General features: G+C 63.9%; 12 protein-coding genes. 10 read left to right on the top strand and 2 right to left on the bottom strand.

The genetic code is table 11. The annotated features are described in order from the left end of the window. Window positions 1–19 precede the first annotated feature (19 nt). The 6 genes from dapD (at window position 20) to parC (ending at window position 6672) form a co-directional block, all read left to right on the top strand. A complete protein-coding gene (gene dapD / locus PHE40_RS09370; protein WP_299961135.1) occupies window positions 20–844 on the top strand; it encodes a 2,3,4,5-tetrahydropyridine-2,6-dicarboxylate N-succinyltransferase in 825 nt (274 codons plus the stop codon). A 9-nt stretch (window positions 845–853) separates the two neighbouring features. Continuing rightward, on the top strand, window positions 854–1948 hold the full coding sequence (dapE, locus tag PHE40_RS09375; protein ID WP_299961117.1) for a succinyl-diaminopimelate desuccinylase: 1095 nt from the start codon (window positions 854–856) through the stop codon (window positions 1946–1948). Then, window positions 1945–2505, top strand: coding sequence for a hypothetical protein (locus PHE40_RS09380; protein ID WP_299961119.1), 561 nt, complete (start codon window positions 1945–1947; stop codon window positions 2503–2505). The genes dapE and PHE40_RS09380 overlap by 4 nt, the downstream gene beginning before the upstream one ends. A 71-nt stretch (window positions 2506–2576) precedes the next feature. Continuing rightward, window positions 2577–3710 carry an amidohydrolase gene (locus tag PHE40_RS09385; RefSeq protein ID WP_299961121.1) on the top strand — a complete coding sequence of 378 codons (1134 nt, stop codon included), beginning with the start codon at window positions 2577–2579 and terminating at the stop codon, window positions 3708–3710. Continuing rightward, window positions 3711–4439 (top strand): DNA repair protein RecO, encoded by a 729-nt coding sequence (gene recO, locus PHE40_RS09390; protein ID WP_366523602.1) that lies wholly within the window; start codon window positions 3711–3713, stop codon window positions 4437–4439. A gap of 4 nt (window positions 4440–4443) precedes the next feature. Then, a complete protein-coding gene (gene parC, locus PHE40_RS09395) occupies window positions 4444–6672 on the top strand; it encodes a DNA topoisomerase IV subunit A (RefSeq protein ID WP_299961123.1) in 2229 nt (742 codons plus the stop codon). A 14-nt stretch (window positions 6673–6686) separates the two neighbouring features. On the opposite strand, the gene PHE40_RS09400 is transcribed toward parC, so the two are convergent. Continuing rightward, window positions 6687–7853, bottom strand: coding sequence for a protoglobin domain-containing protein (locus tag PHE40_RS09400; RefSeq protein WP_299961125.1), 1167 nt, complete (start codon window positions 7851–7853; stop codon window positions 6687–6689). A gap of 334 nt (window positions 7854–8187) precedes the next feature. Here PHE40_RS09400 and PHE40_RS09405 point away from each other — a divergent pair, with 334 nt between their 5' ends. The 3 genes from PHE40_RS09405 (at window position 8188) to PHE40_RS09415 (ending at window position 9238) form a co-directional block, all read left to right on the top strand. Next, a complete protein-coding gene (locus PHE40_RS09405) occupies window positions 8188–8553 on the top strand; it encodes a roadblock/LC7 domain-containing protein (RefSeq protein ID WP_299961127.1) in 366 nt (121 codons plus the stop codon). A 45-nt stretch (window positions 8554–8598) separates the two neighbouring features. Beyond that, window positions 8599–8781, top strand: coding sequence for a hypothetical protein (locus PHE40_RS09410; RefSeq protein WP_299961129.1), 183 nt, complete (start codon window positions 8599–8601; stop codon window positions 8779–8781). 124 nt (window positions 8782–8905) lie between these two features. Then, window positions 8906–9238, top strand: a complete 333-nt coding sequence (locus tag PHE40_RS09415) for a hypothetical protein (RefSeq protein WP_299961131.1) — start codon at window positions 8906–8908, stop codon at window positions 9236–9238. Between the two features lie 40 nt (window positions 9239–9278). Here PHE40_RS09415 and PHE40_RS09420 read toward each other — a convergent pair whose 3' ends face one another. Next, on the bottom strand, window positions 9279–10193 hold the full coding sequence (locus PHE40_RS09420; protein ID WP_299961133.1) for a DUF2189 domain-containing protein: 915 nt from the start codon (window positions 10191–10193) through the stop codon (window positions 9279–9281). A 185-nt stretch (window positions 10194–10378) separates the two neighbouring features. Between PHE40_RS09420 and infC the strand changes: the two genes are divergently transcribed. Beyond that, a partial coding sequence (infC, locus tag PHE40_RS09425) for a translation initiation factor IF-3 (protein WP_299961139.1) occupies window positions 10379–10840 on the top strand: 462 nt, incomplete at its 3' end.

Here is a 10840-nt window from a genome sequence, read left to right on the forward strand (position 1 = left end):
CGCCGCATCGCACGACCAGCTGCAACAGATCATCGCCAGCGCCTGGGAGCGCCGGGGCGAACTCTCCCCCGCCACCACCGGCGCCGAGCGCGATGCGGTGGAGGCGGTGCTGGGCTTGCTGGATGCGGGCGCGGTGCGCGTGGCCGAGCCGGGCACTGACGGCTGGTTGGTGCATCAATGGCTCAAGCAGGCGGTGCTGCTCTCCTTCCGGCTGAACGCCAACAAGCCGATGGGCGGGGTTGGCGGCGCGGATGTGTTCGACAAGGTGCCGCTGAAGTTCGCGGGCTGGGATGCGCGGGCGTTTGCTGAATCGGGCGTGCGCGCGGTGCCGGGCGCCGTGGTGCGCCGCTCGGCCTATATCGCGCCCGGGGTGGTGCTGATGCCGTGTTTCGTGAATGTGGGCGCGCGGGTGGACGAGGGGACGATGATCGACACCTGGTCAACCGTGGGGTCCTGCGCGCAGGTCGGCAAAAACTGCCATATCAGCGGCGGCGTGGGCATTGGCGGCGTGTTGGAGCCGTTGCAGGCGGGGCCGGTGGTGATCGAGGATGATTGTTTCATCGGCGCGCGCTCGGAAGTGGCGGAAGGCGTGGTCGTGGGGCGCGGGGCGGTGATTTCGATGGGCGTGTTCCTGGGCGCTTCCACCAAGATCGTCGATCGCGAGTCGGGCGAGGTGTTCTCGGGCTATGTGCCGCCGTATTCGGTGGTGGTGGCGGGCACGCTGCCGGGCCGGGCAATGGCGGATGGTTCGCCGGGGCCGGGGCTGGCCTGCGCGGTGATCGTGAAGCGGGTGGATGCGCAGACGCGCAGCAAGACCTCCATCAACGATCTGCTGCGCGCGTAAGTACGGGGCATGGACGTTCTCGCCTTCGCGCAGAGCCTGTTGCGCTGCCAATCCGTCACCCCGGCGGATGGCGGCACGCAAGGGCTGCTGGCGGCGCAGATGGAGGCGCTGGGCTTTGCGGTGACGCGGCTGCGCTACGGCGACATTGAGAATCTGTTCGCTGAGCGGCCGGGCGCGGGGGCGCATCTGTGCTTCGCCGGGCATACAGATGTGGTGCCGCCCGGCGAGGGCTGGCGGCATGATCCGTTCGGCGGGGTGGTCGAGGGCGGGATGCTTTATGGCCGGGGTGCTGTGGATATGAAGGGGGCGATTGCCGCCTTCGTGGCCGCGGCGGCGCGCGCGCCGGGGCATGTCTCGCTGCTGATTACCGGCGATGAGGAGGGCGTTGCCACCGATGGCACCGTGCGCGTGCTGGAGTGGATGGCGGCGAACGGCAAGATCCCTGATTTTTGCGTGGTGGGCGAGCCGACCAGCCGGGCGGTGCTGGGCGATGTGGTGAAGATCGGCCGGCGGGGCAGTATGAACGCGCGCATCACCGTGACCGGGCGGCAGGGGCATGTGGCGTATCCACATCTGGCGGATAACCCGGTGCACCGGCTGATCGCGGCGCTGAGCGCGATGACGGCGGCGGCGCTGGATTCGGGAAATGAGTGGTTCGAGCCTTCCAGCCTACAGGTGACATCTGTGGACGTGGGCAATGCGGCGAGCAACGTGATCCCCGCCACGGCGAGCGCGCGGCTGAACATACGCTTTAACAACATGCACGACAGCGCCGGGCTGACCGCCTGGCTGCGCGGGATTCTGGCTGAGTTCGCCCCGGCGGCGCAATTGCAGGTGCAGGTTTCCGGCGAGGCGTTCTTGACGCAGGCAGGGCCGCATACCGAGGCGCTGACACGCGCAATTGAGAAGGTGACAGGCATGACGCCTGAGCGCAACACCGGCGGCGGAACATCGGATGCGCGGTTTATCGCGCGGTATTGCCCGGTGGCGGAATTCGGCCTGGTGGGGGTGAGCATGCACCGCACGGATGAGGCTGTGGAAGTGGCGGCGTTGAGCCGGCTGGCGAATGTGTATCAAACCCTGATCGAGGATTTTTGCCGATGATTTTGCGCGGTCTGTTCATGCTCGCGCGCGGGCAGAAAGCCGGTATCAACGAGTTCAGCGGCTCGATGGACGCCTTTACCGCCTCGCTGGCGCCGTTGATCGCGTTTCCGCTGGTCGGCGCTGGCATTTCCGCGCTGAACGGGCAGTGGGCATTCGCGCTGCTGGGGTTGTTCTCGCGGATTTGCGCGGTGCTGGTGTTGCCGGTGATCGTTTTTGAATTTGCCCGGTGGACCGGCCGCGAGGCGCTGTGGATGCGCACCGCCACGGCGCTGAACTGGGCGTTCTGGATGCTGTTGCCGGTGCTCTTTGCGGCGGCATTCGTGGCGGCGGTGCTCATGGAGTTTGGCCTCGCCATGCTGCCCGCCGAGATCGGGGTGCTGGGTTTGGCCGGTTTGTATCTGCTCTGGTACCACTGGTTCATCATGCGCGCCGGGCTGAGCCTGAGCGGCTTGCAGGCGCTGGGACTGCTGTTGTTCAGCAGCCTGGTGGTCGCGGCTGTTTCCGCGGCGCCGGTTCTGGTGTTTCCGCAGCTCTACACGCAGGCCGTCCAGCTTTAAGGGCCGCTGTTTTGGCTTGACGCCGGGATGCGGGGGAGAAGAATAAAGTCGCTGCCAGGAGGGTCTCGGCCATGAAATCCGATTTGTTCCAGCGTCTCGCCGCATGGCGGCATCATTTGCATGCGTATCCCGAAATCTCTTGCCAAGAGCGCGAGACCGCCGCGTTTGTTTGCGAAAAACTGGAGGAGATGGGCATTCCGTTCATCGCCGGGATCGGCGGGCATGGCGTGGTGGCGACGCTCACGCGCGGGGTGTCCAACCGCTCGGCCGGGTTGCGGGCGGATATGGACGCGCTGCCGGTCCTGGAGGCGCCGGGACGGGTTTATGGCTCACGCAACCAGGGTGTGATGCACGCCTGCGGGCATGATGGGCATACCGTCTCGCCGCTCGGCGCGGCGGCGCTGCTTTTGGAGGATACAACCTGGTCGGGCACTGTGCAGTGCATCTTTCAACCCGCTGAGGAAGGGTTTGGCGGCGCGCAGGCGATGCTCGACGCCGGGCTGCTGGAGCGATTCCCCTGCGAGCGGATATTTGGCTACCACAACTGGCCGGGGCTGGAGGCCGGCGTGGTGATGGTGCATGCCGGGCCGGTGATGGCCGCTGCTGCGAGTTTCAACATCACGTTGCGCGGGGTCGCGGGCCATGCCGCCATGCCGCATGCCTGCGCCGACCCGGTGCAGGGGGTGGCGCATCTGATCATCGCGCTCAACGCCATCGTGGCGCGCAATGTGGACCCGCAGGAGGCAGCGGTGATCTCCACCTGCACGCTTAAGGCCGGGGAGGCGAACAACCTGATTGCGCCTGAGGCGGCGCTGGGCGGGACGATCCGCGCGTTGACGCCGAAGATGATGCATTTTTTGCAGGCGCGTGTGCGCGAGGTGGCGGAGCATACTGCGCGGGCGCATGATTTGACCGTGCGGGTGGAGATCACCGGCGAAGTGGCGGCCACCATCAACCATGCGGCGGAAGCGGCGCTGGCGGCCCAGGCCGCCGTTGATGCAGGGCTGAGCTTGCGCGCAGATCTGAAGCCCAGCATGGCGGGCGAGGATTTTGGCCGGTTTCTGGAGGTGATGCCGGGGGCTTATGCGTGGATCGGCAACGGCGCCTCGGCCGGGCTGCATAACGAAGCCTATGATTATAACGACGAAATTCTCCCCGTGGCGGCGCGCTATTACGCCGCTGTGGCGCGGGCGGCGCTGGCCTGAATGCTGGAGTGGCAGGAACCCGCGATTGTGCTGGAGACCGCCGCCTATGGCGAGGGCGATGCGCTGGTGAGCGTGTTGACCGCGCAAGGGCTCTGGCGCGGGCTGGCCAAGGGTGGCGCGGCGCGGAGCAAGGCGGGGATGTGGCAGCCAGGCAATATGCTCTCGGCGCGTTGGGTGGCGCGCACGGCGGAGCAACTGGGAACGCTGACGGGCGAGATGGTGCACCCCGCCGCGGCGCTGGCGATGGGGGAGCGCGACTCCCTGGCGGTTTTGAACGCCGCCTGCGCGCTGGCGGCCGGCGCGCTGGCGGAGCGCGAGGCGGCTGCGGCGGTATTCGCCGGGCTGTCGCGGGTGCTGGCGGGGATTGATATTGCGGGGGTGCCGCTGCCCGAGCTGGTGCGCTGGGAGGTTTTGCTGCTGCGCGAGCTGGGGTTCGGGCTGGATTTTTCCACCCAGGCGGGAGGAAACGACCGGCTGGCCTATGTCTCGCCCCGCACCGGGCGGGCGGTGAGCCTGAGCCAGGCGGGGGAATGGGTGGACCGGCTGTTTCCCCTGCCGGAGTTCATGCTCGGCGAGGGGGAGGCGAGCCTGGCGGATTGCCTGGCGGGGTTGCGCATCACCGGGCATTTCTTCACCCGTGATGTGTTCGGGGCGCGCCACCGCCCTCTTCCAACGGCGCGCCAGCGTCTCTATGAGCTGATCGCTGATCGGCTGGCCGAGGGAGAGTAGAATTATGCTGGATGAGGTTTCGGGCCATATCGAAGATGCGCCGCTGAGCAATGCGCTCTCGGAGCGGTATCTGGCCTATGCGCTGTCCACCATCATGTCGCGCTCACTGCCCGATGCGCGCGACGGGCTGAAGCCGGTGCACCGGCGGTTGATCTATGCGATGCACCAGCTGAAGCTGGACCCGCGCTCGGGCTTTAAAAAATGCGCCCGCGTGGTGGGCGATGTGATGGGCAAGTTTCACCCGCATGGGGACAGCTCGATCTATGAGGCGCTGGTGCGTCTGGCGCAGGAGTTTTCTTCGCGCTTTCCGCTGATCGAGGGGCAGGGGAATTTCGGCAATATCGACGGCGATAACGCGGCCGCGATGCGCTACACGGAATCGCGGCTCACCGCGATCGCGGAGTTTTTGCTGCGCGGGATTGACGAGAATGCGGTGGATTTCCGCCCGACCTATGACGGCGAGGAGAGCGAGCCGGTGGTGCTGCCCGGCGCGTTCCCCAATCTGCTGGCCAATGGCGCGGCGGGGATCGCGGTGGGGATGGCGACATCGATCCCGCCACATAACGCCGGGGAGGTGTGCGCGGCGGCGGTGCATCTGGTGCAAAACCCCGAGGCGAGCACGCAGGATTTGCTGAAACATCTGCGCGGGCCGGATTTTCCCACGGGCGGGGAGCTGGTGGAGGACGAGGCGACGCTGCTGGCGGCCTATGAGAGCGGGCGCGGCTCGTTGCGTACCCGCGCGCGCTGGACCAAGGAGGCGCAGAAGAACGGCACATGGGTGATCGTGGTCACCGAAATTCCGTATCAGGTGCAGAAATCGCGGTTGATAGAGCAGGTGGCGCTGCTGTTGCAGGAGAAGAAGCTGCCGCTGCTCGGCGATATTCGCGATGAGAGCGCGGAGCATATCCGCCTGGTGCTGGAGCCCAAGGCGCGCACGGTGGATGCGGAGATGCTGATGGCATCGCTGTTCCGCGCCACCGCGCTGGAGACCCGCTTCGCGCTCAACATGAATGTGCTGGAGGATGGGCGCACGCCGCGCGTGATGGGGCTGAAGGCGCTGCTGCGCTGCTGGCTGGACCACCGCCACGAGGTGCTGGTGCGCCGCTCCAACCACCGGCTGGAGGCGATTGCGCGGCGGCTGGAGATTCTGGATGGGTATCTGGTGGTTTATCTCAACCTGGATGAGGTGATCCGCATCATCCGCACCGAGGACCAGCCCCGGCCGGTTCTGATGAAGGCATTCAGCCTGAGCGAAACGCAGGCCGAGGCGATTTTGAACATGCGGTTGCGCGCGCTGCGCCGGCTGGAGGAGCAGGAGATCCGCGGCGAGCACAAAAAGCTGAGCGCGGAGCAGAAGGGCCTGCAGGCGCTGCTGGGCGACGCGGGCAAGCGCTGGGACAAGATCGTGATCGAGATTAACGAGGTGCGGGAGACATTTGGCGCGGGCGCCCTGGGAGCGCGCCGCACCATGATAAGCGCCGCGGCGCCGGTGGTGGAGATTGTGGCCGAGGCGCTGGTGGAGCGCGAGGCGATTACGGTGATCCTCTCGCAAAAAGGCTGGATCCGCGCGCAGAAGGGGCATCTGGCCGATGATGCGGAGCTAAAGTTCAAGGAAGGCGACAGGCTCGATTGCCTGCTGCGCTGTGAATCAACTGACCGGATTGCGCTGCTGGCCACAAACGGGCGGGTTTATACGCTCAAAGCCTCGGATCTGCCGCGCGGGCGGGGGGATGGGCAGGCGATAAGGCTGTTAATCGACCTGGCCAATGAGGATGGGGTGTTGCGGCTTCTCCTGCCGGATGTGAACGGGAAATATCTGGTGGCCTCATCCGCCGGGCGCGGGTTTGTGGTGCCGGGGGCGGAGCTTAGCTCCGAGCGGCGGGCGGGCAAGACGATTCTGGCGTTGCGGCCGGGCGAGGAATGGGCGGCCTGCGTGCCGGCCAAGGGCGACCATGTGGCGGTGATCGGCAGCAACCGCAAGCTGCTGTTGTTCCCGCTGGTGGAAGTGCCTGAGATGCCCAAGGGGGCGGGTGTGGCGTTGCAGAAATACAAGGACGGCCGTTTGAGCGATGTGAAGGTGTTCACCCTCGCCGAGGGGCTGACCTGGCGGCTGGGCGAGAAGATCCGCATGGAACCGAAACTGACCGAATGGCTGGGCGTGCGCGCGCAGGTGGGCCGGATGCCGCCCAACGGTTTCCCGAAATCAGGCAAATTTGGCGGCGAGGCGGGTTGAACGAAGCGATTGTCTCAGAACGAAAATGCGCTTTTTGACGGTGGAGCGGGCTGTTTTTGGGCCTGACCGAGGCGGATCAGCACCTGATAATATTTGGGGTCTATGAGGTACTGGCACAGGTCGAGCAGCCGCAGCAGGGAGCTGCTGGCCGCCGCTTGATCCGCTGGGTTGGGAATGTTGCTGGTAAGCAGGGAGGGGATTGCAGCCCGCAGGAAGGCCATGCTGGCCGCGACATAAATCGGAGGAATATTGGCGCGCGTATGGGCCTCGCCGATTTCCTGCTGGCGGCGCACGAAGGCCTGTCCGTAATCACCCTCGAACAGGCTCTCCAGCCAGGCCTGATGGGTTTTTTTGAGCATATCGACCCGGTTGTGGATGTAGGGGGCCATTTTCGGGTCAGCCAGCAGGGCTTTGTAGAAACGCTCGGTGAGGGAGGGCAGGAGCGGGTGCATCAGGCTCCGGAGTGATTTGATGACCGCCTGGTCTTGCGCCGTGAAGCCGACATCCTGACAAAAGACGTGCAGGGTCTGATCCGCGGTTGAAGCATCCGGCGGGTGTGCCACCGCTGGCGCAGGCTCATCCGCGGAAGCGGGGTGGAGCAGATATGTTTCATCCAGGACCAGGGGCGGTTCTTCCACGAATTCCGGTTCGGTAATGGGTTCAGTAATGGGTTCAGTAATGGGTTCGGCAATGGGTTCGGCAATGGGTTCTGGCACCGCAACGGTCCCGGCCGCGGGTTGCGCAACGGTTTTCGCGGCGGGCCGGGCTTCCAGAATTTCCGTGAATGCGCCGGCATGTGCCAGGATATCCTGTGCGGCCGCGCGGGCATCCTGCAACAACAGGCCAAGTTTCGTGGATTTGGCGGCGATGGCACACAGCACCGCATCGCGCCCGGCGCGGATGATGAGCACGGAGCCTTGCCTGCCGCTGACCATCACTTGTTCCAGATTCCCGCGGGTGAGTTCCAGCGCGGTGCGCTCGCCGAGCGAGAGGGTGGCGGCAATGAGGGCGCTGACGCGCTCTTCATCCATGCCCGCCTCGAAGGCCGAGGCGATGATGAAACCGTCCGTGGAGATGAGCGCGGATGCCTGGACGCCGGCGGTGCGGCTATTCAGGGCCGAGAGGATGGCGATTATTTGATCTTCACGCATGAGCACCTCCAGCAGGTTTGCTGTTATCATAACAATAACGCAAAATTGCCGGACAGGCACCCCGCCGGAGGAAGATTTTATGCGTCATACCAGCAATTTTAGCAGCCGTTTCTGCAATGTTACGTTGTATAATACGTTGTACAATACACGAGAACTCAGATTTACTGCCCGCCTGCGCGGCGGCGGCGCGCCGGGCTGTTCAAATATTTGTGTTGCATGGTTTCAGTTATGAAATGCATTTGCGGCGTGGCCGCCATTGGCGGGCCATTACGCTGTCTCATTAAAAAATTTCGTTGGATGTTCGTATTGCACTAAAACCAAAAGCTTTTAATCTCTGGCGCGTGCTCAACTTTTGGAGGCATTCATGCGTGAAGACCAGATAAGAACCATTCTGACGGATCTGATCGGGGGTTCCACCGATATTGAGGCTTCCGCCCTGGTTTCCACCGACGGGCTGATCATTTCTTCAGCACTTTCGCCCGGTATGGATGAAGACCGGATCAGCGCCATGGTCGCCGCCATGCTCTCGTTGGGCGAACGGACCGCCGCCGAACTTTCTTGCGGGAGCCTGGAGCAAGTGTTGATCAGCGGCGCGCAGGGGCATGTGCTCATCATTCATGCCGGCAATGATGCCGTGTTGTGCGCCATCGCGGGCAAGGCGATCAAGCTTGGCCTGTTGTTCATTGACGCCAGCCGCGCCGCCAAGGCCGCCACCGCGATTCTGACATAGCCGCGTTCCGGGGAGGGCACTAGCCTTCTGCGCGGGCGTTGCCGGATGTGCTGCGCGGACAAGGATGGCGTCAAGGCGGCCACGGGCACGCTGCTGCGGCTGTTAGATCTCTGTCAGTTCCTGATCGAGCGCAGCTATGACGGCACGTTGAGCGATGGCCTGATGAATAATATGGGCATCAGCCCGGCCTTGCTGGCGCGCCTGCAAACGGCGGGTAAAAAAATCTGACCGCCGGGCGGAGCCGCGCCTGACTTTAATTTCAGGCACTCCAGCCATACGTTCTGAAACATCCGGCACATAGATGTGTTACAATTCAAGTATAACAGGTGCGTGAATGAGGAGGATTTGCGGCATGCTGACGCGCAGGTTTTTGGCAAAGTCTTTGTTAAACGCGGGCGCCGCGGCGCTGGTGCTGGGTTTGGGCGCAAGCAGGGCGGGCGCGCAGGTGCCGCCGCCCTATCCGCCTTATTACCGGCCGGTGCCGCCGCTGCGGCGCGAGGTGATCCCCGTGGCGCCTGGCACCGCTTATGTATGGCTGCCAGGGCATTGGGTATGGAACGGCGTCACGTACCGTTGGCGGCGCGGACATTATGTGCTGCGCCGGCGTGGCTGGGACCATTGGGTGGAGGGGCATTGGGCGCTGCGGGCGGGGCGCTGGGTGTGGATTCCCGCGCACTGGCGTTAGAGTATCCGTATAGATAAAAAACCTGGTGATTATTGAACGATCAGCCGGATTTTTGCAGATCCTCGCCATGCCGCATGGCCAGCTTGCTCATATCAGCGGGCGGCACCACCACCTTGCGGTATAAATGCCAGGTCGCGTGGCCCAGGACCGGCAACACCACGATCAACCCGATAAAAAGCGGCAGGGCGCCGATGAAAAGGCTCACGGCAACGATGAGACTCCAGACGGTGAGCGGGCCGGGGTTACGCAGCAAAACCTGCACGGAGGTGGCCATGGCTGTGGAGAAGCCGGCCGGGCGGTCCAGCAGCAGGGGAAAAGAGACGACGCTGATGGCCACCGCGCCGATCCCGAACATGATGCCGGCGGCAAGGCCGGCGAGCATCATGGCCCATCCGGCTGAGGTGGTGAAGACGCCCTCGATGAACAGGCGCGCCGAGGCAGGCGGCATCGGCCCCATGGTGAAATCATAAATCACCTGCGCCACCGCGAGCCAGGCCAGATAGAGCCCGACGAGCAGCAGCCCCAGCCCGGTGATGGCGCCGATGGAGGGCGAGCGGACGACCTTGAAGGTATCAAGCCAGCTTATTTTGCCGGTGAGTTCACGCTGGCGGCTCATCTCATACAGCCCGACCGCCGCCAGCGGCCCGACCAGCGCGAACCCTGCCGCCGTGGGGAACAGCAGCGGCAGCAGCCGCCCATGTGCTTCGGCCATTGAAATCAGCCCCCCGATGAGCGGGTAGATCATGCAGAGAAAGATGACGTCCGTGCGCGCCGCGGCGAAATCATCCAGCCCGCTGCGCAGCGCGTCCCGCACGTCAGCAATGGTGATTTTACGCACCACCGGCACTTCGGTGCTGCTCGCAATCGGCCAGTACTCCTGCGGAGTCGCACTGCCGACGACGTTGGTTGACTCGATCTGCCCGGCGATCCACTCCATTGGATTACGGATATGCATGCTCTAAATCCTCCTGACGGCGCCCTTGTGTTCCGGGCATTATCGGCAAGTCCCAATAGACTAGCGCAAAACCCAGGCAAAGTCGCGAAAATTTTGTTAATCATCCGGCCATGGGGCGGAGGAGATTGCATTTGTTCACCATTTTGCACTAAGCCGGTGTCCCATAACCCTTACAGGAGACTTCCATAGCCAGACCGCCAGCGCCACCCGCCCCTCCCTCGCGTGAAGGACCTCGGGTCAACGATGAAATCAGAATTCCGCAGGTACGTCTTATCGACCAGGACGGCGAAATGCAGGGGGTGATGAACACCCGTGAAGCCATAGCGCGCGCGTTTGCCGTCGGCCTCGACCTGGTAGAGATCAGCCCGAACGCCGAACCGCCGGTCGCCAAAATTCTTGACTACGGCAAATTTAAGTACGAGCAGCAGAAGAAGCGCAACGAAGCCCGCAAGAAGCAGAAGGTTGTCGAGATAAAGGAAGTTAAAGTCCGCCCGAATATCGACGAGAACGATTACCAAGTGAAACTGCGCGCGATGAAGAGCTTTATCGGCGAGGGTGACAAGGTGAAGGTGACCCTGCGCTTCCGGGGCCGTGAAATGGCGCATCAGGAACTGGGCGTGAAGGTGCTGGAGCGCATTCGCGCCGAT

Source organism: Acidocella sp., assembly GCF_028687955.1.
Classification (GTDB): Bacteria; Pseudomonadota; Alphaproteobacteria; order Acetobacterales; family Acetobacteraceae; genus Acidocella.